At 74.9% G+C, this 24,040-nt stretch carries 25 protein-coding genes and 1 pseudogene; 16 read left to right on the top strand and 10 right to left on the bottom strand.

The window, feature by feature from the left end:
• The first annotated feature begins 18 nt into the window (after positions 1-18).
• The 6 genes from EAH89_RS16695 (at position 19) to EAH89_RS16670 (ending at position 6,120) form a co-directional block, all read left to right on the top strand.
• A complete protein-coding gene (locus EAH89_RS16695; RefSeq protein ID WP_140884855.1) occupies positions 19-1,092 on the top strand; it encodes an inositol-3-phosphate synthase in 1,074 nt (357 codons plus the stop codon).
• A gap of 6 nt (positions 1,093-1,098) precedes the next feature.
• The gene (locus EAH89_RS16690) at positions 1,099-1,698 is read left to right on the top strand and encodes a histidine phosphatase family protein (RefSeq protein WP_140884854.1); all 600 of its coding nucleotides are present in this window, start codon (positions 1,099-1,101) and stop codon (positions 1,696-1,698) included.
• The gene (locus EAH89_RS16685; RefSeq protein ID WP_140884853.1) at positions 1,695-2,792 is read left to right on the top strand and encodes a CgeB family protein; all 1,098 of its coding nucleotides are present in this window, start codon (positions 1,695-1,697) and stop codon (positions 2,790-2,792) included. Before EAH89_RS16690 ends, EAH89_RS16685 begins: the two co-directional genes overlap by 4 nt.
• The gene (locus EAH89_RS16680; RefSeq protein ID WP_140884852.1) at positions 2,789-3,889 is read left to right on the top strand and encodes a CgeB family protein; all 1,101 of its coding nucleotides are present in this window, start codon (positions 2,789-2,791) and stop codon (positions 3,887-3,889) included. The genes EAH89_RS16685 and EAH89_RS16680 overlap by 4 nt, the downstream gene beginning before the upstream one ends.
• Before the next feature lie 30 nt (positions 3,890-3,919).
• Complete coding sequence (locus EAH89_RS16675) at positions 3,920-5,638, top strand: hypothetical protein (protein ID WP_140884851.1); 1,719 nt, start codon at positions 3,920-3,922, stop codon at positions 5,636-5,638.
• A gap of 101 nt (positions 5,639-5,739) precedes the next feature.
• Positions 5,740-6,120, top strand: a complete 381-nt coding sequence (locus EAH89_RS16670) for a hypothetical protein (protein WP_140884850.1) — start codon at positions 5,740-5,742, stop codon at positions 6,118-6,120.
• 30 nt (positions 6,121-6,150) lie between these two features.
• On the opposite strand, the gene EAH89_RS16665 is transcribed toward EAH89_RS16670, so the two are convergent.
• A complete protein-coding gene (locus tag EAH89_RS16665) occupies positions 6,151-7,107 on the bottom strand; it encodes an acetyl-CoA carboxylase carboxyltransferase subunit alpha (protein ID WP_140884849.1) in 957 nt (318 codons plus the stop codon).
• Positions 7,108-7,298: 191 nt separating this feature from the next.
• Here EAH89_RS16665 and EAH89_RS16660 point away from each other — a divergent pair, with 191 nt between their 5' ends.
• Both EAH89_RS16660 and EAH89_RS16655 read left to right on the top strand, forming a co-directional pair.
• Entirely contained in the window at positions 7,299-8,300 is a 1,002-nt protein-coding gene (locus EAH89_RS16660) for a Bug family tripartite tricarboxylate transporter substrate binding protein (RefSeq protein WP_140884848.1), read from the top strand.
• Positions 8,301-8,304: 4 nt separating this feature from the next.
• Positions 8,305-9,048: an SDR family oxidoreductase gene (locus EAH89_RS16655; protein WP_140884847.1), complete on the top strand. Its 744-nt coding sequence runs from the start codon at positions 8,305-8,307 to the stop codon at positions 9,046-9,048.
• Here EAH89_RS16655 and EAH89_RS16650 read toward each other — a convergent pair.
• Together EAH89_RS16650 and EAH89_RS31775 are read right to left on the bottom strand one after the other, a co-directional pair.
• Positions 9,045-9,935 (bottom strand): tyrosine recombinase, encoded by an 891-nt coding sequence (locus tag EAH89_RS16650; RefSeq protein ID WP_140884846.1) that lies wholly within the window; start codon positions 9,933-9,935, stop codon positions 9,045-9,047. The two genes, EAH89_RS16655 and EAH89_RS16650, sit on opposite strands and share 4 nt — an antisense overlap.
• Positions 9,936-9,956: 21 nt before the next feature.
• Positions 9,957-10,142, bottom strand: a complete 186-nt coding sequence (locus EAH89_RS31775; RefSeq protein WP_140884845.1) for a hypothetical protein — start codon at positions 10,140-10,142, stop codon at positions 9,957-9,959.
• A gap of 96 nt (positions 10,143-10,238) precedes the next feature.
• Between EAH89_RS31775 and aroB the strand changes: the two genes are divergently transcribed.
• Positions 10,239-11,969 carry a 3-dehydroquinate synthase gene (aroB, locus tag EAH89_RS16640; RefSeq protein WP_277753844.1) on the top strand — a complete coding sequence of 577 codons (1,731 nt, stop codon included), beginning with the start codon at positions 10,239-10,241 and terminating at the stop codon, positions 11,967-11,969.
• Between the two features lie 45 nt (positions 11,970-12,014).
• Entirely contained in the window at positions 12,015-12,569 is a 555-nt protein-coding gene (locus EAH89_RS16635; protein ID WP_140884843.1) for a DUF2889 domain-containing protein, read from the top strand.
• A 37-nt stretch (positions 12,570-12,606) separates the two neighbouring features.
• Here EAH89_RS16635 and EAH89_RS16630 read toward each other — a convergent pair whose 3' ends face one another.
• On the bottom strand, positions 12,607-12,894 hold the full coding sequence (locus tag EAH89_RS16630; RefSeq protein WP_140884842.1) for a BolA family protein: 288 nt from the start codon (positions 12,892-12,894) through the stop codon (positions 12,607-12,609).
• A gap of 109 nt (positions 12,895-13,003) precedes the next feature.
• Between EAH89_RS16630 and EAH89_RS16625 the strand changes: the two genes are divergently transcribed.
• From EAH89_RS16625 to EAH89_RS31325, 5 genes are read left to right on the top strand one after another with little or no spacing between them, the layout of a single operon-like run.
• Entirely contained in the window at positions 13,004-13,594 is a 591-nt protein-coding gene (locus tag EAH89_RS16625) for a J domain-containing protein (protein ID WP_140884841.1), read from the top strand.
• Between the two features lie 49 nt (positions 13,595-13,643).
• Positions 13,644-14,660 carry a cobaltochelatase subunit CobS gene (cobS, locus tag EAH89_RS16620; RefSeq protein ID WP_140884840.1) on the top strand — a complete coding sequence of 339 codons (1,017 nt, stop codon included), beginning with the start codon at positions 13,644-13,646 and terminating at the stop codon, positions 14,658-14,660.
• 8 nt (positions 14,661-14,668) lie between these two features.
• Positions 14,669-15,307 (top strand): glutathione S-transferase family protein, encoded by a 639-nt coding sequence (locus EAH89_RS16615; protein ID WP_161993635.1) that lies wholly within the window; start codon positions 14,669-14,671, stop codon positions 15,305-15,307.
• Positions 15,304-17,181, top strand: a complete 1,878-nt coding sequence (gene cobT / locus EAH89_RS16610; protein ID WP_140884838.1) for a cobaltochelatase subunit CobT — start codon at positions 15,304-15,306, stop codon at positions 17,179-17,181. Before EAH89_RS16615 ends, cobT begins: the two co-directional genes overlap by 4 nt.
• The gene (locus EAH89_RS31325) at positions 17,178-18,200 is read left to right on the top strand and encodes an esterase-like activity of phytase family protein (RefSeq protein WP_161993634.1); all 1,023 of its coding nucleotides are present in this window, start codon (positions 17,178-17,180) and stop codon (positions 18,198-18,200) included. Before cobT ends, EAH89_RS31325 begins: the two co-directional genes overlap by 4 nt.
• On the opposite strand, the gene EAH89_RS16600 is transcribed toward EAH89_RS31325, so the two are convergent.
• The 5 genes from EAH89_RS16600 to EAH89_RS16580 form a co-directional block, all read right to left on the bottom strand.
• Positions 18,185-18,952: a sensor histidine kinase gene (locus EAH89_RS16600; RefSeq protein ID WP_140884836.1), complete on the bottom strand. Its 768-nt coding sequence runs from the start codon at positions 18,950-18,952 to the stop codon at positions 18,185-18,187. The two genes, EAH89_RS31325 and EAH89_RS16600, sit on opposite strands and share 16 nt — an antisense overlap.
• 144 nt (positions 18,953-19,096) lie before the next feature.
• Positions 19,097-19,393 (bottom strand): 50S ribosomal protein L28, encoded by a 297-nt coding sequence (gene rpmB / locus EAH89_RS16595; RefSeq protein WP_140884835.1) that lies wholly within the window; start codon positions 19,391-19,393, stop codon positions 19,097-19,099.
• Between the two features lie 109 nt (positions 19,394-19,502).
• Positions 19,503-20,240 carry a class I SAM-dependent methyltransferase gene (locus EAH89_RS16590; protein ID WP_140884834.1) on the bottom strand — a complete coding sequence of 246 codons (738 nt, stop codon included), beginning with the start codon at positions 20,238-20,240 and terminating at the stop codon, positions 19,503-19,505.
• A 79-nt stretch (positions 20,241-20,319) separates the two neighbouring features.
• The gene (locus tag EAH89_RS16585) at positions 20,320-20,589 is read right to left on the bottom strand and encodes a hypothetical protein (protein WP_140884833.1); all 270 of its coding nucleotides are present in this window, start codon (positions 20,587-20,589) and stop codon (positions 20,320-20,322) included.
• A 43-nt stretch (positions 20,590-20,632) separates the two neighbouring features.
• Positions 20,633-22,597 (bottom strand): ABCB family ABC transporter ATP-binding protein/permease, encoded by a 1,965-nt coding sequence (locus EAH89_RS16580; RefSeq protein ID WP_408906302.1) that lies wholly within the window; start codon positions 22,595-22,597, stop codon positions 20,633-20,635.
• A gap of 233 nt (positions 22,598-22,830) precedes the next feature.
• On the opposite strand from EAH89_RS16580, the gene EAH89_RS16575 reads away from it, so the two are divergent.
• Positions 22,831-23,676, top strand: a complete 846-nt coding sequence (locus EAH89_RS16575) for an NUDIX hydrolase (RefSeq protein ID WP_140884832.1) — start codon at positions 22,831-22,833, stop codon at positions 23,674-23,676.
• Positions 23,677-23,680: 4 nt separating this feature from the next.
• On the opposite strand, the pseudogene EAH89_RS31320 reads toward EAH89_RS16575, so the two are convergent.
• Positions 23,681-24,040: pseudogene (locus EAH89_RS31320) on the bottom strand (globin-coupled sensor protein); the annotation flags it as partial.

Genomic DNA, 24,040 nt, shown 5'->3' with positions numbered 1-24,040 from the left:
CGCGAGCGGGGCGACGGCGTGAGCGCGTTGCGCGTCGCGATCGTCGGCGTTGGCAACTGCGCGTCCTCCTTCGTGCAGGGCCTGACCTACTACCGGGAGGCGCGGGCGAACGAGCCGGTGCCGGGGCTGATGAACGTGGACCTCGGCGGGTACCACGTCCGGGACATCGCCGTCTCCGCCGCCTTCGACGTGAACGCGGCGAAGGTCGGGCGGGACCTGTCCGACGCCATCCTCGCGCCCCCGAACAACACGCAGGTCTTTGCGCATGTGCCGCCCTCCGGCATCACGGTGCGGCGCGGCCCGACGCTCGATGGCATCGGCCGCTACCTCACCGCCGAGATCGAGGAATCAGCGGCGCCCGTCGCCGACGTCGCGGGCATCCTCGAGGAATCCGGCACCGACGTCCTCGTCTCTTACCTGCCGGTGGGATCGCAGCGGGCGACGGAGTGGTACGCCGAGCAGGCGCTGCGGGCGGGCTGCGCCTTCGTGAACTGCATCCCCGTCTTCATCGCCTCCGACCCGGAGTGGCGGCGGCGCTTCGAGGCGCGGGGCCTGCCGATCATCGGCGACGACATCAAGAGCCAGGTCGGCGCCACCATCGTCCACCGCGTCCTCGCCAACCTCTTCCGCGAGCGCGGCGTTCGCCTCGACCGCACCTACCAGCTCAACTTCGGCGGCAACGCCGACTTCCTGAACATGCTCGAGCGCGAGCGGCTGGAATCGAAGAAGCTCTCCAAGACGCGGGCGGTGACGAGCCAGTTCGACGTCCCCCTCGCGGCCGAGAACGTGCATGTCGGCCCCAGCGACCACGTCCCCTGGCTGACCGACCGCAAATGGGCGCAGATCCGGCTGGAGGGCACCGGCTTCGGCGGCATGCCGCTGAACGTCGAGCTGAAGCTGGAGGTTTGGGACTCCCCCAACTCGGCCGGCGTGGTGATCGACGCCGTGCGCTGCGCCAAGCTCGCCCTCGACCGCCGCATCAGCGGCGCGCTCACCGGACCGTCGAGCTACTTCATGAAGTCGCCGCCGCAGCAGTTCGACGACGGCGAGGCCAGGGACCGCACGCTGCGCTTCGTCGCCGGCGAGGGCTGAACGGGGGTGGCGGCCACGCTGTTCCTCCTGCGCCACGCCGCCCACGCGCGGGTGGGCAGCACGCTCTGCGGGCGGATGCCCGGCGTGAGCCTCGGCGAGGAGGGCCGCCGGCAGGCGCGCGCCCTCGCGGAGCGCCTCGCGCCCGAGGCGGTCGACGCGGTCTACGCGAGCCCGATCGAGCGCGCCCGGGAAACCGCGGCCCCCATCGCGGCACGCCTCGGCCTCTCCACCGAAACCGAGGACGGCCTGGCCGAGATCGACTTCGGCGACTGGACGGGCCGCGACTTCGCCGATCTCGACGGCGATCCCGCCTGGGACCGCTGGAACGCGGCGCGCGCCAGCGCCCGCCCGCCCGGCGGCGAGAGCATGGCCGAGGCGCAGGCGCGCGCGCTCGCGGGCGTCGAGCGGCTGCGGGCGCGCCACCCGGACGGCCGCGTCGCGGCCGTCAGCCACTGCGACGTCATCAAGGCCGTGCTGGCGGCGGTCCTCGGCGTCACGCTGGACGGGATTCACCGCTTCGAGATCCTGCCGGCCTCCATCAGCGCCCTGGCCCTCTGGCCCGGCGGCGGAAAGGTTCTGAGCATGAACGAGACCCTTCGCGCATGAGGATCGCCTTCTACGGGTCGAGCCTCCTCTCCTCCTACTGGAACGGGGCGGCCACCTACTACCGGGGCATGCTGCGCGACCTCGCCGCGCGGGGCCACTCGATCGTCTTCTACGAACCCGACGCCTTCGGCCGCCAGCAGCACCGCGACATCGAGCCGCCACCCTGGGCCGAGGTGCGCGTCTACGACGCGACCGAGGGCGCGTTGCGCGCGGTCATGGCCGAGGCCGCGCGCGCCGACGTGGTGGTGAAGGCGAGCGGCGTCGGCGTCTTCGACGACGAGCTGATCGCGGGCGTGATGGCGGCCGCGCGGCCGGAGGCGATCCGCATCTTCTGGGACGTGGACGCGCCGGCGACGCTGGCCGAGATCCAGCCCGCGCCCGACCACGCGCTCCGCCGCGCCCTGCCCTCGCTCGACTTCGTGCTCACCTATGGCGGCGGCCCGCCGGTCGTCGCGGCCTACGAGGCGCTCGGCGCCCGGCGCTGCATCCCCATCTACAACGCGCTCGACCCCGAGACGCACCACCCGGTGCCGCCCGATCCGCGCTTCGCCGCCGACCTCTCCTTCCTCGCCAACCGCCTGCCGGACCGCGAGGCGCGGGTGGAGGCCTTCTTCCTCGACGCCGCAGCCCGCCTGCCGGAGCGCTCCTTCCTCCTCGGCGGCAACGGCTGGGACGGCAAGCCGATGTCGCCCAACGTGCGCCGCATCGGCCATGTGGGCACGCGCGACCACAACGCCTTCAACACCTCGTCGCTCGCGGTGCTGAACGTCGCGCGGGACAGCATGGCGAGCGTCGGCTACTCGCCGGCGACCCGCGTCTTCGAGGCCGCCGGCGCCGGCGCCTGCCTCATCACCGACGCCTGGGTCGGCCTCGACCTCTTCCTGCGCGACGGCGAGGAGGCGCTCGTGGCCCGCGACGGCGCGGAGGTGGCCGAGCATCTCCGCGCGCTCACCCCCGCGCGCGCCCGGGCGATCGGCGAGGCGGCGAGGCGCCGGGTGCTGGAGGGCCACACCTACGCCCGCCGCGGCGCCGAGGTTGACGCGCTGCTCCGGCGCGAGGCCGCGGCGATCGCGGCGCAGGGCGCGCGGGCATGAGCGCGCCGCTCCGCGTCGTCGTCCTCGGCCTCAGCCTCTCCTCCTCCTGGGGCAACGGCCACGCGACGACCTTCCGCGCCCTGCTCCGCGCCTTCGCCGCCCGCGGCCACGAGGTGCTGTTCCTGGAGCGCGACGTGCCCTGGTACGCCGCGCACCGCGACCTTCCCGCGCCGGACTTCTGCCGCCTGGCCCTCTACCCCGACCTCGCGGCGCTCGACGCCTGGCGCGGGGAGATCGCGGGGGCGGACGCGGTGGTCGTCGGCTCCTACGTGCCGAAGGGCGTGGCGGTGGGGCGCCTGGTGCAGTCCGTCGCGCGCGGCGCCACCGCCTTCTACGACATCGACACCCCCGTGACCCTCGCCAAGCTCGAGCGCGGCGACGAGGAGTACCTCTCCCCCGCCCTCATCCCCGGCTACGGCGTCTACCTCTCCTTCACCGGCGGCCCGACGCTCGGCCGGCTGGAGCGGGACTACGGCTCCCCCGCCGCGCGCCAGCTCTACTGCTCGGTCGACCCCGACGCCTATCGCCCGATGGAGGTGCCGCGGCGCTGGGACCTCAGCTACCTCGGCACCTACAGCCCGGACCGCCAGCCGGTGCTGGAGCGCCTGCTGCTGGAGCCCGCCCGCCGCGCGCCGGAGCTCCGCTTCGCCGTCGCCGGGCCGCAATACCCCGACGGCATCGACTGGCCCGCGAACGTGGAGCGCATCGACCACGTCCCGCCCGCCGACCACCCCGCCTTCTACGCCGCCGGCCGCTTCACCCTGAACGTCACCCGGGCCGACATGGTCCGCGCCGGCCACAGCCCGAGCGTGCGGCTCTTCGAGGCCGGGGCCTGCGGCGTGCCCATCCTCTCCGACCGCTGGGACGGGATCGAGACGCTGCTCCGCCCGGACGAGGAGATCATCCTCGCGGACGGGCCGGAGGACGTCCTCCGCGTCCTCCGGGGAACGCCCGAGGCGGACCGGCAGGCCATGGCGCGCGCCCTCCGCGCCCGCGTCCTCGGCGAGCACACCGCCGCCCACCGCGCGGCGGAGCTGGAGGGGCACCTGCGCGAGGCCATGGCGCGCGCCGCCCAGCCCGCCGCCGCCGGCCCGTGAGGACCGGCGCCCCCGGCTGAGGCCGCCCCCTTGATCGTCTACGGCGACGCGCCGCGCCCCGACGACCCGCGCCGCCTTCTCGACGCCGTTGCCGCGTCCTTGCGGGAAGTCGCCGCCGCGCCGCCCGGCCTCGCGCGCCACGCCGCCCTCGTCGCCGCGCTGATCGAGGCCGGGGAGCTCGCCCAGGGTCTGGCCGACGCGGCTTTCGCCGAGCGCGGCGAGGACCGGGAGGGGCCGGTCGAGCGGGCGTCCATGGCCTTCCTCGGGGGCATCGCCGCCGCGGTCCTCGCCTCGCAGCGCTCCGGCTTCGCCCGCACCGGCCCGCTTCCCGCCGCCCCGTCGGGCCTCCTCCTGCCCGCCCGCATCCTCCGCAAGCGGGCGGAGGGCTTCGCCCACTACGCCCTCTACCCCGAGGCCTACGCCCTCGCGGCATCAGCCCTCCCGTCGGGCTCCTGGCGGGTGATCGGCCTCCGCTCGATCGGCACGGCGCTGGGCGCGGTGGTTGCCGCCGCCCTCGGCGCCGCGCCCGCGGTCACGCTGCGCCCCGTGGGCCACCCCTTCCACCGGGAGGTGCGGCTGTCCGCCAACCTGGCCGCCAACCTCCTGGCCGACCCCGCCGCGCGCCTGGCCGTCGTGGACGAGGGGCCGGGCCTCTCGGGCAGCAGCTTCGGCGCGGTGCTCGACGCCCTCGGCGCGCGGGGGGTCGAGGAGCGGCGGATCCATCTCCTGCCCAGCCATGGCGGCGCCCCGGGGCCGCAGGCCGGGGAGGCCGCGCGCGCCCGCTGGGGGCGCCTCGCGCGGCACCCGGCGCCCGTCGACCGCTTCCTGCTCGACCCCGCCGCCGGCCTCCCGGCCTGGGCCGCCGCGCGGCTGGGACCGGCCGAGGCGCCGCTGGAGGAGGTCTCGGGCGGCGGCTGGCGCCGCCGCCGCTTTCCGGACCCGGCCGCCTGGCCGCCGGTGCACCCCTATCTCGAGCGCCGCAAGTTCCTCCACCGGTCCGGGGGCGCCACCTGGCTCCTCAAGTTCGTGGGCCTCGGCCGGCACGGGGAGGAGGCGGCGGCCCTCGCCCGGCGCCTGCACGGGGCCGGCTTCACCCCGCCCGTCGCGGGCCTCCTGCACGGCTTCCTCGCCGAGCGCTGGGAGGAGGGGGCGCGGCCGCTCGACCCCGCCGCCGCCGACCGGCCGGCGCTGGTCGCGCATCTCGGCCGCTACCTCACCTTCCGCGCCCACCACCTGCCGGCCGGGGAGGCGGAGGGCGCCCCGCTCGCCGCGCTCTGGGAGATGGCCCGGCACAACACCGCGGAGGCGCTCGGCGAGGACGCGGCGGCCGGGCTCGACGCCTGGAAGCCCCGGCTCCCGGCGCTGGCCGCGCGGGGGCGACGCGTGCGGACCGACAACCGGCTCCACGCCTGGGAATGGCTCGTTCTCCCCGGCGGGCGGCTGCTGAAGGCCGACGCGGTGGACCACGCCGCCGCGCACGACCTGGTGGGCTGCCAGGACATCGCCTGGGACGTGGCCGGCGCCGCCGTGGAGCTGGACCTCTCGATGGAGGAGCGCGAGCGGCTCCGCGCGCTGGCCGGGGCGGAGGCGGGCCTTACCGAGCTCTTTCTCCCGCTCTACCGCGCCTTCCAGCTCGGCTACCACGCCATGGCCGCCGATGCCTGGGGCGGCGGCGAGGAGGCGGAGCGGGCGCGGCGGGCGGTGGCGCGCTACGCGGAAGGGCTGCGGCCGCCCTCCCCGCCGGGCTAGGGCCGGGCCCGCCTTCCCGAAACCGTTTCGTTGAGCGAGAATGGTCGGGAACCCCGCCGACCCTGCGGCGTTAGCACCAGGAACCGCCGGAAGGCCCCCCCATGCCCCTTTCGCCCGCCCGGAAGGGCTTCCGTCTCGTCTCCCTGATCACCGCGCTCAGCACGGCCGCGGCCTGCGCGCCGGTCGGCCCCGGATACTACGCCCAGGGCCCCTACCAGCAGCAGGCCAGCGGCGCGGCCTATGCCTGCCAGCAGGGCATCCAGCAGGCCTGCTACGACTACCAGGCCTACGCACCGGCCGCGAACGCGGAGGTCTACCAGGAGCAGCAGAACGCCCAGGTGGGAACCGCCGTCGCGGCGGGCCTCCTCGGCGCCGTGGCCGGGGCCGCCATCGCCAGCAGCGGGCGACGGTCGCACTACCGCGACCGCGGCTACTACGGCCCGCGCCGCGGCTACTACCGCGGCGGCTACCACCGCTACTGAGCCTCGCCCTCGCCGCGCCGGGCGCGGCCCTCAGGCGACGCCGGTGCGGCCCATCTCGAGGAACTTCTCCCGCCGGCGGGCCCGCAGCGTCGCCCCGTCGAGCGCGAGCAGCGGCGTCAGGCAGGCCTCGATCTGGGCCCCCACGGCAGCGACCGTCGTCGCGGCCTCGCGATGGGCGCCGCCCATCGGCTCCGGGATGACCCCGTCCACGAGGTTCAGGCGCCGGAGGTCCTCGGCGGTCAGCCGGAAGGCCTCGGCGGCGGCGGGGGCCTGGGCGGCGTCGCGCCAGAGGATGCTCGCGCCGCCCTCGGGGCTGATCACGCTGTAGATGGAATGCTCCAGCATCAGCACGCGGTCGGCCGCGGCCAGCGCGATGGCCCCGCCCGACCCGCCCTCGCCGATGATGGTGGCGACGAAGGGCACGGGCGCCTCGAGGCAGGCCTCGATCGAGCGGGCGATGGCCTCGGCCTGGCCGCGCGCCTCGGCCTCCACGCCCGGGAAGGCCCCGGCCGTGTCCACGAAGGAGAGGATGGGAAGGTTGAAGCGCCCGGCCAGCTCGATCAGGCGCCGCGCCTTGCGGTAGCCCTCGGGCCGCGGGCTGCCGAAGTTGTGCAGGATGCGGCTGTCGGTGTCCGTGCCCTTCTCGATGCCGAGCACCATGACGGACCCGCCCCGGAAGCGTCCGAGCCCGCCGACCACCGCCTGGTCGTCCGCGAAGGCGCGGTCGCCGGCCAGCGGCGTGAAGTCCTCGATCAGCCCCGCGATGTAGGCGAGGCACTTCGGCCGGTCGGGGTGGCGCGCCACCTGGGCCTTCTGCCAGGGCGAGAGCTTCGCGTAGGTAGCGGCGAGCAGCTTCTCCGCCTTGTCCCGGAGCTTGCCGATCTCGTCCGCCACGTCGATGCCGCCCGCGTCGGTCGTGCGGCGCAGCTCCTCGATCTGGCCTTCCAGCTCGGCAATCGGTTTCTCGAAGTCGAGGAAGTGACGCATCGTTGGTCCGGCAAGAGGGGGCCTTCGGGGGCGCGGCGGGCTTAGCGCAGGGGCGGGCCGGACGCCAGACGCCAAGGGGTGCGCGGCCCCTGGGGCGGCGACCGGCAGCGACCGGGGTGCGCGACCCGCACCGGCCCGCTAGGCTCCCTCCTCCCATCCCCGGAGACACGGGGAGGGCACGGAGGAACCCCATGACCAGCACCACCCGGCGCCGCGGCCTGCTGCTCGGCGCCACCCTCTCCGCCGCGGCCCTGGCCGCCCCTCGCCCGGCGCGCGCCCAGGCCGCCTACCCCGACCGCCCGATCCGGGTCGTCGTCCCCTTCCCCGCCGGCGGCACCACGGACATGCTCGCGCGGCTCTTCGCGCAGCGGATGACGGAATCGCTCGGCCAGCCCGTGGTGGTGGAGAATCGCGGCGGCGCGGGCGGCTCGCTCGGCGCCGACGTGGTGGCCAAGGCGGCGCCGGACGGGCACACGCTGCTCTTCCACAACCTCACCTTCAGCTCGACCACCGTCGCCCTCCAGCTCGCCGGCCGCGCGCCGCACGACATCGAGCGCGACTTCGCCCCCGTCTCGCTCGCGGCCAACGTGCCGATGCTGCTGGTGGCCTCCGCGACCGTCCCGGCGAAGGACCTGCAGGAATTCGTGGCCTTCGCGAAGGACCGGGGCGCCTCCGGCGTCTTCTACGGCTCGACCGGCCCCGGCAGCATCATGAACCTCGCCGGCGAGGTGCTGAAGCGCGACGCCGGCATCGCCATGGAGCACGTCCCCTTCCGCGGCGCCGCCCCCCTCGTGCAGGAGATGGTGGCCGGGCGCATCCAGTTCGGCGGCGACCAGCTCTCCACCGCCCTCGGCCATGTGCGGGCGGGCACCCTCCGGCCGATGGCGACGCTCGCCGCCCAGCGAGCGGCGGCCCTGCCCGAGGTGCCGACGGTGCGGGAGCAGGGCTTCCCCAACATGGAGCTGCGCGGCTGGAACGGCTTCTTCGCCCCCGCCCGCACGCCCGAGGCGGTGATCGCCCGCCTGCACCGCGAGATCGCCGCCGCCGCCGCCCACCCGGAGGTCCGCCGCCGCCTGGAGGAGGTCGGCGCCGAGCCCGTCGGCTCCTCCCCCGCCGAGCTGCGGGACGCCGTGTCCCAGCAGGTGGCCCAGGTGCGCCCCCTGGTGGCAGAGTTGCGGCTGCAGGTGGAGTAGTCGGATGGGCGTGATCCTGGTGACGGGTTCGGGGCGGGGCATCGGCGCCGCGACCGCGCGGCTGGCCGCGCGGCGCGGCCACGCCGTCTTCGTGAACTACGCCGAGCGCGAGGACCGCGCCCGCGCCGTGGTGGAGGAGATCCGCGCCGCCGGCGGCCGCGCCGCCCTCGGCCGCGCGGACGTGGCGCGGGAGGAGGAGGTGGAGGCGATGTTCGCGGCCATCGACCGCGAGCTCGGCCCCGTCACCGGCCTGGTGAACAACGCCGGCATCACCGGCCCCGCGACGCGGCTGGAGGGCTACGACGCCGCGACCATCCGCCGCGTGCTCGACGTCAGCGTCCTCGGCACCATGCTCTGCACGCAGCAGGCGGCGCGGCGGATGTCGACGAAGCGGGGCGGCGCGGGGGGCTCGGTCGTGAACCTCTCCTCCGTCGCCGCCACCCTCGGCGGCGCGGGGCAGTGGACGGCCTACGCGGCGGCCAAGGGCGCCGTGAACAGCCTCACCATCGGCCTGTCGCGGGAACTCGCGCCGGAGGGGATCCGGGTGAACGCCCTCCTCCCCGGCCTGATCGACACCGAGATCCACGCCGCCGCCGGCCTGGGCGACCGGCTGGCGCAGCTCGCGCCGAGCGTGCCGGCCGGGCGGATCGGCACGGCCGAGGAATGCGCCGAGGCGGTCCTCTGGCTTCTCTCGGGCGAGGCGCCCTACCTCACCGGCGCTCTCATCCCCGTCGCGGGCGGGCGCTAGGCGCGCGCCAGCGGATGGTGCGCCTCCACCAGGGCGCGCAGCCGCTCCTCCAGCACCTGGGTGTAGACCTGGGTGGTCGCGATGTCGGCGTGGCCGAGCAGTACCTGCAGCGTCCGCAGGTCCGCCCCCCGCCCGAGGAGGTGGGAGGCGAAGGAGTGGCGGAGGACGTGGGGCGAGACCCGCTCCGGCTCGATCCCGGCGGCCAGCGCCGCCTCCTCCAGGAGGTTGTTCAGCGTCTGCCGCGTGAGGTGCCCCGAGGCGCCGCGGGAGGGAAAGAGCCAGCGCGAGGTCTCCGCCCCCTTCGCCCCCGCCCGCGCGGCCCCGACCGCCTCGCGCGCCCGGGCGCTGATCGGCACCAGCCGCTCCTTGCTCCCCTTGCCGCGCACGACGACGAGGGGTGAATCCGCCCGCAGCGCCGTCGCGGGCAGCTCCACCAGCTCGCTCGCCCGCAGGCCCGAGCAGTAGAGAAGCTCGCAGACCGCGACCGCCAGCGGCGCCCGCCGCGCGGGCAGGCGCCCGGCCGCCGCGATCAGGCGCTCCACCTCCACCTCCCTGAGCGGGCGGGGCAGCAGGGCGGGCCTGGCGGGGCTGTCCAGCGCCTCCGTCGGGTCATCGGCGCGGACGCCCTCCCGCGCCAGGAAGCGGTGGAACTGGCGGAGCGCCGAGAGGCGGCGGGCCGCGGTGCGGGGGGAGAGGCCGGAATCGGTCAGCCCCGCGACGTAGCCGGCCAGCGTCGCCGCGGTCATCGCCTCCGGTGCCTCCCCGGCCCGGCGCGCGGCGTGGCCGATCGCATCCTCAATGTCCGCCCGGTAGGCGGCGAGGGTGTTGCGCGCCGCGCCGCGCTCGGCGGCCAGCATCTCCAGGAAGGCCTCGAGGTGGCGGTTCACGCCGGCCGGGTCAGGCGGGGATCAGCGCGGGACGAAGCGGTCGTTCGGCAGCACGCGCTCGACCGGCTGCTGCTTCACGGCGGGCGGGAAGGCGCCGACCGCCAGCAGCCCCGCGAGGAGGAGGCCGACCAGGAGCAGGACCGCCAGCAGGAGGGGGCGTCGGAACAGGCGGGGGGTCGACTTCCCCGGGATGCGCGTCGCGGGCATGCGGCCCTGACGGTGCGGCTCTGGCATTGCGGCCCTGGTGCTGTGGCGTCGGCGCGCGGACGACGCGGCCTCACGGTTGTGCTAGCGTCGCGCGCCGTGTCACGCAACCTTGTACATCCCCCTTCCCTCACGCCGCTCGCCGATGCGGCGGAAGGGCCACCCTCCCCCCTCCCCGCCCCCCCGCCCGGGGAGGCGCGGCCGTCGCGCAGCATCGTGCTCGTGGGCATGCCGGGCGCCGGGAAATCGGCCATCGGCAAGCGCCTCGCCGCGCGACTCGGCCTGCCCTTCCTCGACGCCGACACCGAGATCGAGAACGCCGCCGGCATGACGGTGGCCGAGATCTTCGCTCGCTACGGCGAGGCCCATTTCCGTGACGGCGAGCGCCGGGTGATCAGCCGCATCGCCGCCGGCCCGCCGGTCGTGCTCGCCACCGGCGGCGGCGCCTACGCCGACGCCCGCACCCGCCGCGCGCTCCGCGAGGCCGGCGCCGTCACCCTCTGGCTCCGCGCCGACATCCCCGTGCTCAAGCGCCGCATCGTCGGGCGCAGCAACCGCCCCCTCTTCATCGGGCGCGACCCGGAGGAAGTGCTGCGGGGCCTGATGGCCGCGCGCTACCCCTTCTACGCCGAGGCCGACCTCGCGCTCGACTGCGGCGACGACACGCCGGAGACGACGACGCTGCGGGTGGAGCGGGCCATCCTCGGCTGGCAGCGCCCGGCGCGGCTGCCCGTCGCCCTCTCGACCGGCGCCTACGAGGTGGTGGTGGGCAGCGGCCTGCTCGCCCGCGCCGGCGGGCTGCTCGCGCCCCACCTCCCCTCCCGCCGCGTGGCCGTCGTGTCGGACGCCGCTGTCGCGGCCCTGCACCTGCCCACCCTGCGGGACGGCCTGGCCGAGGGCGGCTTCGACCTCCGCGCCGAGGTGCTGGTGCCGCCGGGCGAGGGCTCCAAGCGGATGTCCATGCTCGAGGAGGTGCTGGAGGCGCTGCTGGCTGGGGGCGCCGACCGCGGCACCACGGTCATCGCCCTCGGCGGCGGCGTGGTGGGGGACCTCGCGGGCTTCGCGGCCGCCGTCGCGCTGCGCGGCCTGCCCTTCGTGCAGGTGCCGACGACGCTCCTCGCCCAGGTCGACAGTTCCGTCGGCGGCAAGACCGGCGTGAACCTGCGGGCGGGCAAGAACCTCGCGGGTGCCTTCCACCAGCCGCGCATCGTCCTCGCCGACACCGACACCCTCCTCACCCTGCCGCCGCGGGAATTGCGCGCGGGCTGGGGGGAGGTTGCCAAGCACGGGCTGTTGCAGGGCCCGCTCTGGGAATGGTGCGAGGCCCGCGGCCCCGCCGCCATGGCCGGCGACGCCGAGGCGCTGCGCCACGCCGTGCTCGAGTCCTGCCGCCTGAAGGCCGGGGTGGTGGTCGCCGACGAGCGGGAGGAGGCGCCGGAGGGCGGCCGCGCCCTGCTCAACCTCGGCCACACCTTCGCCCACGCGCTGGAGGCCGAGTGCGGCTACGACGGCACCCTGCTGCACGGCGAGGCGGTGGCCGTCGGCCTCGGCCTCGCCGCCAGCCTCTCCGCCCGGCTCGGCCACCTCTCCCAGGAATGGCCGGGGCGGGTGATGGAGCACCTTGCCTCCGTCGGCCTTCCCGCGCGGCTGCGCGACCTTCCCCGCGGCTTCTCGACGGAGGCGCTGATGAGGCGCATGAGGAAGGACAAGAAGGCGCGGGACGGCGCCATGCGCTTCGTCCTCCTGCGCGGCGCCGGCGCGGCCTTCACCACGGCCGAGGTGCCGCCCGCGCGGGTGGAGGCGCTGCTGCGAGACGAGGGCGCGGCCTGACGCCCCTGGTTCTCCGCCCCCCGCGGCCCTACCTTGCGCCGCACCATGCCCCTTTCAGCCCCCGCCGCGCGTGAACCCCTCCACCGGCGCGAGATCTCCATGCACGGCTACCGCCGCGCCGACGGGCTCTTCGACATCGAGGGGCACCTCGTGGACACGAAGACCTACGCCTTCGGCAACCTCGACCGTGGCACGATCGAGCCCGGCGAGGCGCTGCACGGCATGTGGCTGCGCCTGACGATCGACGACGATCTCGTGATCACGGCCTGCGAGGCCTCCACCGACTTCTCGCCCTACGCGATCTGCCCCCTCGCCGCGCCGAACTTTGCGGCGCTCGCCGGGGTGAAGATCGGCCCCGGCTTCACCCGCGCGGTGAAGGAGAAGGTGGGGGGATCGCTCGGCTGCACGCATCTGCGCGAGATGCTGGCGCAGATGGCCACGGTTGCCTTCCAGACTGTCTACCCCGTTCGCCGCAAGCGCGAGCTCGAGGACCCCGCGGCGGCGCAGGCCTCGCGCAACCGGATGATCGGCACCTGCCTCGCCTACGCGCCCGACAGCCCGATCGTGACGGAGCGCTGGGGCAAGGCGGAGCCGGGCTAGAGACGGATCCGCCTTTCCGATCAACCCGGTAGGCGCGTCATTCCTCGCCGGGCGCGCGCAGCTCCAGCGCCAGCGCGTGCATCCCGGCGCCGAACTCCGCGTCCAGCGCCGCGTGGACGGCGCGCGAGCGGGCGAGACGCGTCAGGCCCGCGAAGCCCGGCGCCACCACGCGCACCGCGTAATGAGTTTCGCCGCCCGGCCGCGCCCCGGCGTGCCCGGCGTGGAGCGCGCTGTCGTCGCGCACCGTCACCTCCGCGCCGGGGAAGGCGTGCAGCAGGGTGGCGCGGAGGCGGTCGGCGCGCGAGGCGGGTTCGGTCGTGTCCATGGGTCGGTATCGCCCATATCAAGAGGGATTTCCATGCTTTGGCAGCACGGGTGAGCGAGCGTTTCCCTCCTTGCCGACGCGGGCGGCTGCGATCATAAGGCTCCCCATCATGGCCCGACGCGGCGCAGCACCCCCCCGATCCACCGTTCCTCCAGGCACCTCGGCGCGCAACTGCGACGCGCCGGGCTGTGAGGCAGTAGGCGAGTTCCGCGCCCCGCGGGACCGGTCACGCCTGCGCGATTATTACCATTTCTGCCTTGAGCACGTCCGCGCCTACAACCAGGCCTGGGACTTCTACCGCGGGATGAGCCCCGAGGAGATCGAGCAGAACCTGCGCGACGATTCCGGCTGGCAGCGCCCCACCTGGCCCCTTGGCCGGCTCGGGGCCCAGGCCCATCTCGGGCCGGAAGCGATGCGCGACCCGCTCGGCCTCTTCGCCGATACGAAGCCGACGCCGAAGAAGACCGCGCGGGAAGCCCCGCCCGAGCTTCGCGCCGCCCTCGACGTGCTCGGCCTCGGCTGGCCCGTGGACGAAAGCGGCCTTCGCGCGCGGTACAAGGAGCTCGCCAAGCGTTACCATCCGGACGCCAATGGCGGCGACAAGTCATCCGAGGAGCGGCTGAAGGACATCAACCGCGCCTACAGTCTCATCCGCAAGCGCCTTGCGACGCTTGCTGCCCAGCCGAGCCAGGCGGCCTGACTTCGGCAGGCAAGCCGGCCACCACCTTCTCACGGAATCGAACCCGCCCATGAACAAGGTCGCCAGCATCGCCGAGAACCGCAACGCCGTCTCGCCCACCGGGACGGTCGACCAGCCGGACGTGCAGGTCTCCGTCCGCGACGCCTTCGGCATCGAGAGCGACATGATGGTGCCGGGTTTCTCGGTGCGCATGGACCACGTGCCGGAGGTGGACGAGACCTACCGCTTCGACCGCGACACGACGCTGGCCATCCTGGCGGGCTTCGCCTTCAACCGCCGCGTCATGGTCCAGGGCTACCACGGCACCGGCAAGTCCACCCATATCGAGCAGGTGGCGGCGCGCCTGAACTGGCCCTGCCTGCGCGTGAACCTCGACAGCCACATCTCCCGCATTGACCTCGTCGGCAAGGACGCGATCGTGCTGAAGGACGGCAAGCAGGTGACGGAGTTCAAGGAGGGCATCCTTCCCTGGGCGCTGCAGCACCCCTGCGCCATGGTCTTCGACGAGTACGACGCCGGCCGCCCGGACGTGATGTTCGTCATCCAGCGCGTGCTGGAGGTCGAGGGGAAGCTGACCCTCCTCGACCAGAACCGCGTGATCCGCCCGCACCCGGCCTTCCGCCTCTTCGCCACCGCCAACACGGTGGGCCTGGGCGACACGACCGGCCTCTACCACGGCACCCAGCAGATCAATCAGGGCCAGATGGACCGCTGGAACATCGTGGCGACCCTCAACTACCTGCCCCACGCGCAGGAGACGGGGATCGTCATGGCCAAGCTCGGCGTCGCGGACAACGACACGAAGGGCCGCAAGCAGATCGAGGCCATGGTGGCGCTGGCCGACCTCACCCGCGCGGGCTTCATCGCCGGCGACATCTCGACGGTCATGTCGCCCCGCACGGTCATCACCTGGGCCGAGAACGCGAAGATCTTCGGCGACGTCGGCTTCGCCTTCCGCCTCACCTTCCTCAACAAGTGCGACGAGGCGGAGCGCTCCACGGTCGCCGAGTACTACCAGCGCTGCTTCAACGAGGAGATCCCGACGGGTCTCTACGTCAAGCGGTAGCCCGCACCGTGGCGCCGCGCTTCCTGCTGCACCACGCGCCGAAGACCCGCTCCGCCGGCAGCCTCTGGCTGCTGGAAGAGGCGGGGGCCGACTACGCCCTCGAGTGGCACCGCATGGAGGACGCGACCCACAAGGCCGCCGACTTCCTCGCGATCAACCCCGCGGGCAAGCTGCCGGCCCTGGTGGACCGCGGCCCCTCCGGCGACTGGCGGGGCGTGGTGGTGACGGAGGCCGCGGCGATCGCGGCCTATGTCGCGGACACCCTGCCCGCCGCCCGCCTCGCGCCCGCCCTCGACACCCCCGCCCGCGCCGCCTACGCCACCTGGATGGCGCTGGCGGGGGGCGTGCTGGAGCCCGCCATGGCCGACGCGGCCTTCCCGCGCGCGGCGGCCGCCCCGGCCCGCGCCCTCGGCTGGCCGCCGCTCCCCGAGGCCGCGGCCCGGGTCGAGGCCGCCCTCGCCGCCGGCCCCTGGCTGCTGGGCGACGCCTTCACTGCGGCCGACATCCTCGTGGGCGGGCTGCTCGCCTGGGTTACGGAGTGGGGCCTGCTGAAGCCCGGCCCGAACACCGCCCGCTACCTCTCCGCCATCGAGGCCCGCCCCGCCCGGCAGGCCGCCATCCGCAAGGGAGCCGCGCCAGCATCATGAGCGGCAGCAACAAGGACAACACCCGGCAGGAGGAGTTCAAGCGCGCCACCGCCGGCACGCTGCGCGCCATCGCGCGCTCCTCGGACGTGCAGGTCGCCTTCCAGCCCGGCCCCTCGGGGCTGGCCGGCAAGCGCGCCCGCCTGCCGCTGCCCACCCGCGCCCTGCCGCCGGCCGAGATGGCGAAGCTGCGCGGCGCTGCCGATTCCGTGGCGCTGAAGCTCCGCCACCACGACGAGGCCACCCACGCCGCCCGCACCCCCGGCCGCCGCGAGGCCCGCGAGGTCTTCGACGCGCTGGAGCAGGCCCGCGTGGAGGCGGTCGGCGGCCGCCACATGTCCGGCGTCGCCGCCAACCTCCGCGCCCGCCTGAACGAGCAGGCCGAGGCCGAGGGCTACGACCGCATGACCCGCAAGGACCAGCTGCCGCTGACCGCGGCGCTCTCCCTGCTGGCGCGGGAGCAGCTGACCGGCGAGCCCGTGCCCGAGGCCGCGAGGCGCGTGGTGGACCTCTGGCGCGACACGCTGGGCGACCGCGCGGATGACGCCCTGGCCGAGATGGCCAGCAAGGCCGAGGACCAGGAGGCCTTCGGCCGCGCCGCCCGCAAGCTGCTCGCCGCCCTCGACCTCGCGGAGGCCGAGGTGGAGGCCGAGAGCGAGGAGTCCCAGGACCAGGAGGACGAGGGCAGCGAGAGCTCCGGCGCCCAGGACCAGAGCGGCGAGGGCGAGAGCAAGCCGCAGGAGGCCGAGAACCCCCTCGGCGCCCAGCCCGAGCAGACCGAGGGCCAGGCGGGCGAGGAGGAATCGGGCGAGCAGGAGGAGGACGACGGCGCCGCGGCCGAGGGCGAGGATCGCCCGGGCGGGCCGCAGCAGCGGAAGGAGGTCCCCGTCACCGACGACGCCTCCACCTACCGCGCCTTCATCCGCCAGTTCGACGAGGAGATCTCGGCCGACGACCTCTGCGACGCCGAGGAGCTGGCGCGCCTGCGCCAGCAGCTCGACCAGCAGCTCTCCCACCTTCAGGGCGTGGTCTCCAAGCTCGCCAACCGCCTCCAGCGCCGGCTGCTGGCGCAGCAGCAGCGCGCCTGGGAGTTCGACCTCGAGGAGGGCATGCTCGACGCCGCGCGGCTGGCGCGGATCATCGTGAACCCCATGCTCTCTCTCTCCTACAAGCAGGAGCGGGAGGCGGATTTCCGCGACACCGTCGTCACCCTCCTCATCGACAACTCCGGCTCCATGCGCGGGCGGCCCATCACGGTCGCCGCCATGTGCTGCGACATCCTCGCCCGCACGCTCGAGCGCTGCGCGGTGAAGGTGGAGATCCTCGGCTTCACCACCCGCGCCTGGAAAGGCGGCCAGTCGCGCGAGCGCTGGGTGCAGGACGGCAAGCCCCGCAACCCCGGGCGCCTGAACGACCTCCGCCACGTCGTCTACAAGGCCGCCGACGCGCCCTGGCGGCGCGCCCGCAAGAACCTCGGCCTGATGCTGCGGGAAGGCCTGCTGAAGGAGAACATCGACGGCGAGGCGCTCGACTGGGCCTATCGCCGCCTCCTCCAGCGCCCCGAGCGCCGGCGCATCCTCATGGTGATCTCGGACGGCGCGCCGGTCGACGACAGCACGCTCTCGGTGAACCCCGGCAACTACCTCGAGCGCCACCTCCGCAAGGTGATCGGCGACATCGAGGGGCGCGACCTCGTGGAGCTGATCGCCATCGGTATCGGCCACGACGTCACCCGCTACTACCGCCGTGCGGTCACCATCGTGGACGCCGAGGAGCTCGGCGGCACCATGCTGAAGAAGCTGACCGAGCTCTTCGACGAGGACGCGGCCGCCGCCTGGCACCGCGCGGCCGCGGAGCGCGCCCCGGTCATGGTGTGAGGCCCCCCGCCGGGGCGCCGCGGCCGCTCCCCGGCACCTCCCCGGCCGGGCTGCGCCGGCGCCGCCTCGGCCGCCGGGCGGCCCTGGCGGCGCTTCTCGGCGCCTCCGCCTGCGGCCTGCCGCCGGGCTCCCTCACCCGCCCCGAGAGCCTTCCGGAGGGCTTCCCCGACCCCCTCGCCGGGCTGCCCCTCCGCCCCCTCGGCGTCGTCGCCGTCGACACGGAACGGCTCGGCGCGGACGGGCTGTCGGGCCTCCACGTCGCGCCCGACCTCACCCTCACCGCGATCAGCGACCGGGGGCGCTGGTGCCAGGCACGGCTTCTCCTCTCCCCGGAGGGGGCGCCGCTCGGGCTGGAGGCGCCCCGCTCGGGCCCGCTTCGCGACATCGCGGGCCGTCCCTTCCAGGGCTTCCTCGGCGACGCCGAGTGCCTCGCCGCCCTCCCCGACGGCTCCTGGCTGGTCGGCTTCGAGCGGCTGCACCGCATCCAGCGCTACCGCCATCTCGACGGCCCGGCCGAGCCGGCACCATCCCCCCCGGGCCTCGCGCAATGGCCGGGGAACGGCGCCCTGGAATCACTGGGCGTGCTGCCGGACGGCCGCTGGCTCGCCATCGCCGAGAGCGAGCGCCCGCCCGGCGACGAGGGCGCCCGCGTGGCCTGGATCGGCGGCCCGCGGGCCTGGCGGCGCTTCGCCTACCGCCCCGCCCCCGGCCACGACCCGAGCGACCTCTGCCCCCTGCCCGACGGCGGCGCCCTCGTGCTGGAGCGCCACGCCGCCTTCCCCGAAGGCTTCTCCGCCCGCCTCACCCGCCTGCCGCCCCTGCCCGACCGCCCCGGCACGCTGGAGGGGGAGCTCGTGGCGCGCCTCGCCCCCCCGCTGCCGAGCGACAACTGGGAGGGGGTCAGCGCCTTCCGCCACCGCGGGCGGGACCTCGTCGCCGTCGTCTCGGACGACAACCAACTCTTCTTCCAGCGCACCCTGCTGATGGTGCTCGCCTGGACGGATCAGCCGGCGGCCTGATCCTCCAGCACCCGGGCGCGCGGCAGGGTCAGCCAGGTGCGCGCCCCAATCCCGGGCGCCGTCTCCAGCGTCAGCTCGCCCCCATGCGCCCGCATCAGCTCCCGCGCGGCGGCGAGGCCGAGGGAGAGGCCGCGGGTGCCCTCGTTCAGGCCGGAGAGGTCGTCGCGCGGCAGCCCCGCGCCCTCGTCCTCAATCACCAGCGCCACCGTCTCGGCCGCCCGCACCACGCGCAGCACGATGCGGTCCCCGCTCCGCGTCTCGCGGGCGGCGCGCGAGAGGGACTGGGCGAGGGCGCGGCGCAGCGCGCGGCGGTCCGCCAGCAGCACCAGCTCCTCCGCCTCCGGCGTGATGCGCCAATGGCGCGCCTCCTCCCCCATCAGCCGGGAGACCTCGTCCACCGCCTCGTGCAGGAGGGGGCCGAGGACGAGCCGCGCCTCCGCCAGGCCGCGCGGGCCGGGCTGGGCCAGCAGGTGGTCCGCCACCTCCTCGGAGAGGACGAGCAGGCGCCGCGCCTCCGCCTCCACGTCCGGGGCCATGGCGGGTGGCAGCCGGGCGGCGAGGCCGAGCAGCGAGAGGCCGGGCGCCTCCAGCTCCCGCGCGATCATGCCGAGGCAGCGTCCCTGGGCCTGGGCGCGTCGGGCGGCCTCCGCCGCGCGGCGCTCCGCGGCGCGGAGGCGGCCCAGCAGGATGGCCCCGGCGCCCAGGGCCAGGACGGCGCAAGCGGCCACGAGCGCGAGTGACTGTGTCTCCATGCGCGGGAGACTGCCCGCAAGGGGGCTGCCGAATCGTGAACGACCGCCGCCTGCGGGGAATTCCGACGGGCTCCGGACATGACAACGGCGCGAGGGAGGTTCCCTCGCGCCGTGGATCGGCTCGTCAGCGAGGGGCGGCTGCCCTCAGGCGGCGGTCTTCTTCGCCTGGGCGCGGGCGATGCGGCGCTTCAGCACCATCGCCTCGGCCGGCAGCGAGCGGTCGGGCGTGCCGAGCAGGAAGGCGTCGAGGCCACCGTTGTGCTCCACCGTGCGGATGCCGCGGGTGGAGAGGCGCATCTGGATCGAGGTGCCCAGCACGTCGGAGAAGAAGGAGGCCTCCTGCAGGTTGGGCAGGAAGCGCCGGCGGGTCTTGTTGTTGGCGTGGCTGACATTGTTGCCGGCCTGGACGCCCTTGCCGGTGATGCCGCAGCGGCGGGACATGGTGAAAACCCCAGATTGACGCGCGCGCGGGACGCGCGGGCAGGCGTTGAGAAGGCGTGAGGGGCGCGTAATGCCCGCGCCCCCCCGTTGAGTCAAGGCGGGAGGTGCCTCAGGGCGTGCAGGGCCGGACGCTCTCCGGCACGGGCGGGGCGGCTGGCGCCTCGAAGACCGCCAGGTACTCCGAGCGCGGCGCGCGCTCCAGCAACCAGTGGAAGGCCACCTCCCGGTAGCCCACCGCCGCCAGCTCGCAGGCCAGCAGGGCGCGCGGCGTGCCGTGGCGGGGCGTCGCGTCGTCCACGTCGACGATCCCGACCCGCGCGCCCGGCCGCAGCGCCGGCACGAGGTTGGCCAGCAGCGCGTAGGGCTGCTCAATCTCGTGATACATGTGGACGAGGATCGCGACGTCCGTGGAGGCCGCCGGCAGGCGGGGGTCGCCGGGCTCGCCGAGGCCGACGAGGACGTTGGGCAGCCCCGCCACGCGCTCCCGCAGCCGCGCGAGGTAGCGCGGCACCACGTCCTGGGCCAGGACCCGCCCCCCTGGCCCCACCCGCTGCGCGAGCCGCACCGTGTAGTAGCCCGAGCCCGCGCCGATATCGGCCACGGACTGCCCGGGCGCGACGCCCAGCCAGCCGAGGACCCGCTCCGCCTCCCCCACCCGCTCGCGCGCGTCCTCCGCCTCCCAGCGGTCGGAGACGACGGGGGCCACGGGCCGGACGGGGGCGGGAAAGCGGCTCGCCGCGAGGCCGGCCGGGCCGAGGGGGGCGACCGGCGCGGCCTCCTGCGCCTCCCCGCAGGAGGAGAGCAGGACGAGGGCAAGGGCGAGGCCCAGCGGTCGGCGATTCGGCATGGGCGGCACTTGGAGGCCCCGCCGGCCGCCGCAAGGCCCGTCGCAGGAGGCCCGTTACGGGGCGCCCGTGGCGCGGGCCCTATTGAGCGGGACCGGCGCCCTCGGCCTGGGAGCGGCGCATCTCGTGCAGCTCCCCGCTCTCGACGGAAGCGAGGGCGCTTTGGAGGACGCGGGCGATGGCGCGGTCCTCCATGGTGCGGGCCATGAGGCCCAGCGCGCCGCCGAGCAGGGCGGAGGCGACGGAGATGGGCGCGATCCCCTGCTCGATCATGTACTCGATCGCCTTGTCGGTCACCGAGCCGGCGTGGCTCAGATCCTCGGGGGCGTTGCCTTGCGGGTCCAGGGTCATGCCCGGGGCCTCCTGATGCTTGGTCGTGGTGGGGGCCAGATGGTCAGGCCGGGGCGGGAGCGGAAGACCCCGCGGGAACGGGCACGGCCGTTTCGCCGGGCTCGGCGGCCTCCAGCGCGGGTCCCGCGGGCGCGGGCAGCACGTCGCGCGCGGCCGCGGCGGCCTCGGCGAGGGCCACCGCCTGGGCCTGGCGCCGCCACATCGCGGCGTAGAGCCCCTCGGCGGCCACGAGCTCGGCGTGGGTGCCGCGCTCGGCGATGCGGCCCTCGGCGAGGACGATGATCTCGTCGGCCTCCACCACCGTGGAGAGGCGGTGGGCGATGATGAGCGTCGTGCGGCCGCGCGAGACGCCGCGAAGCGCCGACTGGATCTCCTGCTCCGTGCGGGTGTCGAGCGCGCTGGTGGCCTCGTCGAGGATGAGGATGCGCGGGTTCTTGAGGATGGTGCGCGCGATGGCGACCCGCTGCTTCTCGCCGCCCGAGAGCTTCAGCCCGCGCTCGCCCACCCGGGTCTTGTAGCCCTCGGGCAGGCGAAGGACGAAGTCGTGGACCTGCGCGAGCTTCGCGGCCTCCACCACCTCCGCCTCGGTCGCCTCGGGGCGGCCATAGGCGATGTTGTAGAAGATGGTGTCGTTGAACAGCACCGTGTCCTGCGGCACCACGCCGATGGCGGCGCGCACGCTCTCTTGCGTCACGTCGCGCAGGTCGGCCCCGTCGATCGTGATGCGGCCGCCGGAGACGTCGTAGAAGCGGAACATGAGGCGCGAGATCGTGGACTTGCCCGCGCCCGTCGGGCCGACGATGGCCAGCATCCGGCCGGGCGGCACCTCGAAGTCCAGCCCGTGCAGGATCTCGCGGTTGGCGTTGTAGCCGAAGCGCACGCCGTCGAAGCGCACCGCGCCCCGGCCGCTCGGCAGCGGCGGCGCGCCGGGCTTGTCGGCGATCTCCCGGCTCTCCCGCATGAGGGAGAACATGGCCTCCATGTCCACCAGCCCCTGCTTCATCTCGCGGTAGACGAAGCCGAGGAAGTTCAGCGGCAGGTAGAGCTGGATGAGGTAGGTGTTCACCAGCACGAAGTCGCCGACCGTCATCCGGCCCGCCGCCACGCCCCGCGCCGCCATCAGCATGACGACGGTGAGCCCGACCGCGATGACCGCGGCCTGGCCCATGTTGAGGAAGTTCAGCGAGACCTCGGAGCGGTTGTAGGCGTGCTCGTAGCGGGCGAGCGAGGCGTCGTAGCGCCGCTCCTCGTGCCGCTCGTTGCCGAAGTACTTCACTGTCTCGTAGTTCAGCAGGCTGTCGATGGCCCGCGTGTTCGCCTCTTGGTCGGTCTCGTTCATTTGCCGGCGGAAGCGGAGGCGCCAGTTGGTGAAGACGAGGGTGAAGGCGACGTAGAGGGCGATCGTGCCGAGGGTCACGGCCGCGAAGGTGAAGTCGAACAGCTTCCAGAGGATCACCGCGACCATCAGGATCTCGAGGATGGTCGGGATGATGTTGAAGATCATGAAGTCGAGGACGAAGTTGATCCCCCGCGTCCCGCGCTCGATCACCCTGGACAGCCCGCCCGTCTGCCGGTCCAGGTGGAAGCGGAGCGAGAGCGCGTGCATGTGGGTGAAGACCTGCAGCGCGATCCGCCGCGCGGCCCGCCCCTGCACCTTGGTGAAGACCGCGTCGCGCAGCTCCCCGAAGGCGGAGGAGGCGACGCGGAGCAGCCCGTAGCCGACCACCAGCGCCACCGGCACCGTGAGCACGGCGGCGGTGCCGGCCGCCGCCCCCTCGCCCAGGTGCGGCGTGAGCGCGTTCACCGCCCGCGAGTAGGCGATGGGAACGAGGACGTTCGCCACCTTGGCAAGCGCGAGCAGCACCAGCGCCCCCACCACCCGCGCCCGCAGGCCCGGCTCCCCCTTCGGCCAGAGATAGGGGGCGAGGCTGCGGAGGGTGGCGAAGGTGCCGCGGGGCGCGGGCTTGTCGGTCACGGGGCTGGGCGGCGGGGCAGTGGCGGCGGACACGCGCGAACTCCGATACGGGCCGCGGCCCCGGAAAGCGGCGGACCGCCTTGCGGGAAGGCGGCCGGCGCCGCGCGGGGCGGGTCCGACGAGGGTGCCGGTCCCCCTCGCGAGGATGACCTCACGAGGATGGGAGCGGCGAGGTCCTACAGATGGGGCCTCCCGCCGCCCGGCGCCAGCCGGGGCGGCCGCATGGCGGGGATGCCCGGCGGCACCGGGCGGGGCAGGATGGAGGCATGGACCCCTTCGCCCGACACATCGCCGCCTGCAACAACCTGCCCTCCCCGGCCGGCTACCTGCCCTTCCGCCTCGGCGAGGCCCAGGTCGGCTGGCTGGAGCCGGACGCCGCGAAGGCGCTGACCTTCCTTCCCAGCCGCGTGCATTTCGGCCCCGACGGCGTCTCCCTCGCGGCCGGCCTCCGCGGCCCCGGCGCCCGCAGCGCGGCGCTGGCCGAGGTCGCCCGCACCCTCGCCCGCGCCGGCTTCGGCCGCATCCGGGGGGAGGAGTTCGACGTGCGGGCCACCCCGGAAGGCCCGGTGCTGGCCACGGTGGACCGCGGCGTGCTGCCGGCGCTGGGCATCATCAGCCAGGGCGTCCACCTGAACGGCCTCGTCCGCCGGGCGGACGGGCTGCACCTCTGGCTGGGCTGGCGGGCGAAGGACAAGGCGGTGGCCCCGGGGAAGCTCGACAACGTCGTGGCCGGCGGCATCCCGGCCGGGCTGACGCCGGAGCGCTGCCTGGTGAAGGAGGCGGAGGAGGAGGCCTCCCTCCCCGCCGAGCTCGCCGCCCGGGCGCGGCCGGCCGGGCGCGTCTCCTACATCATGCGCACGGAGGAGGGCATGCGGCGCGACCTCCTGCACGTTTTCGACCTCGACATCCCCGAGGGGGTAGAGCCGCGCCCCAACGACGACGAGGTGGAGCGCTTCGAGCTCTGGCCCATCGGGCGCGTCGTCGAGGCGGTGCGCGAGACCGAGAGCGTGAAGTTCAACGTGAACCTCGTGCTGATCGATCTCTTCCTGCGCGAGGGGCTGCTGCCCGATCCCGGCGGCGCCCTGCGGGCCGGCCTCGACCAGCTCGCCTAGCCCCTCACGCCGACCGGATTCCCTCGAGGAAGCCGTTCACGCGCTCCCGCAGGAGGTCGGATTGTCGGGCGAGCTGTCCGGAGGCGGCGCGGACCTGGGCGGCGGCGGCGCCGGTGCGCTCGGCGCCCTCGGTGACCCCCGCCGTGTGGCGGGTCACGTCCCGCGTGCCGTGCGCGGCCTCGGCCACCGCGCGCCCGATCTCCTGCGTCGCCGCGCTCTGCTGCTCGGCCGCCGCCGCCACCTGCGCGGTGATCCCGCCCATCTCCTCGATCGTGCGCACGATGCCCCCGATCGCCTCCACCGCCCGACCCGTCTCGCCCTGCATGGCCGCGATCTGCGCGCCGATCTCCTCCGTCGCCTTCGC

Origin of the sequence: Muricoccus nepalensis (assembly GCF_006438825.1) — a bacterium.
Classification (GTDB): Bacteria; Pseudomonadota; Alphaproteobacteria; order Acetobacterales; family Acetobacteraceae; genus Roseomonas; species Roseomonas nepalensis.
Note: the sequence above shows the minus strand (reverse complement) of the source record. Positions and strands in the feature narration are given on the sequence as shown.

Excerpts from the sequence above, each read along its gene's own strand:
- EAH89_RS16655 (WP_140884847.1), top strand. The coding sequence starts at position 8,305 with ATGGGCGTGATCCTGGTGACGGGTTCGGGGCGGGGCATCGGCGCCGCG.
- cobS (WP_140884840.1), top strand. The coding sequence starts at position 13,644 with ATGAACAAGGTCGCCAGCATCGCCGAGAACCGCAACGCCGTCTCGCCC.
- EAH89_RS16680 (WP_140884852.1), top strand. The coding sequence starts at position 2,789 with ATGAGCGCGCCGCTCCGCGTCGTCGTCCTCGGCCTCAGCCTCTCCTCC.
- EAH89_RS16575 (WP_140884832.1), top strand. The coding sequence starts at position 22,831 with ATGGACCCCTTCGCCCGACACATCGCCGCCTGCAACAACCTGCCCTCC.
- EAH89_RS31775 (WP_140884845.1), bottom strand. The coding sequence starts at position 10,142 with ATGCCCGCGACGCGCATCCCGGGGAAGTCGACCCCCCGCCTGTTCCGA.
- EAH89_RS16660 (WP_140884848.1), top strand. The coding sequence starts at position 7,299 with ATGACCAGCACCACCCGGCGCCGCGGCCTGCTGCTCGGCGCCACCCTC.
- EAH89_RS16585 (WP_140884833.1), bottom strand. The coding sequence starts at position 20,589 with ATGACCCTGGACCCGCAAGGCAACGCCCCCGAGGATCTGAGCCACGCC.
- EAH89_RS16635 (WP_140884843.1), top strand. The coding sequence starts at position 12,015 with ATGCCCCTTTCAGCCCCCGCCGCGCGTGAACCCCTCCACCGGCGCGAG.
- EAH89_RS16665 (WP_140884849.1), bottom strand. The coding sequence starts at position 7,107 with ATGCGTCACTTCCTCGACTTCGAGAAACCGATTGCCGAGCTGGAAGGC.
- EAH89_RS16685 (WP_140884853.1), top strand. The coding sequence starts at position 1,695 with ATGAGGATCGCCTTCTACGGGTCGAGCCTCCTCTCCTCCTACTGGAAC.
- cobT (WP_140884838.1), top strand. The coding sequence starts at position 15,304 with ATGAGCGGCAGCAACAAGGACAACACCCGGCAGGAGGAGTTCAAGCGC.
- EAH89_RS16600 (WP_140884836.1), bottom strand. The coding sequence starts at position 18,952 with ATGGAGACACAGTCACTCGCGCTCGTGGCCGCTTGCGCCGTCCTGGCC.
- EAH89_RS16590 (WP_140884834.1), bottom strand. The coding sequence starts at position 20,240 with ATGCCGAATCGCCGACCGCTGGGCCTCGCCCTTGCCCTCGTCCTGCTC.
- rpmB (WP_140884835.1), bottom strand. The coding sequence starts at position 19,393 with ATGTCCCGCCGCTGCGGCATCACCGGCAAGGGCGTCCAGGCCGGCAAC.
- EAH89_RS16630 (WP_140884842.1), bottom strand. The coding sequence starts at position 12,894 with ATGGACACGACCGAACCCGCCTCGCGCGCCGACCGCCTCCGCGCCACC.
- EAH89_RS16625 (WP_140884841.1), top strand. The coding sequence starts at position 13,004 with ATGGCCCGACGCGGCGCAGCACCCCCCCGATCCACCGTTCCTCCAGGC.
- EAH89_RS16670 (WP_140884850.1), top strand. The coding sequence starts at position 5,740 with ATGCCCCTTTCGCCCGCCCGGAAGGGCTTCCGTCTCGTCTCCCTGATC.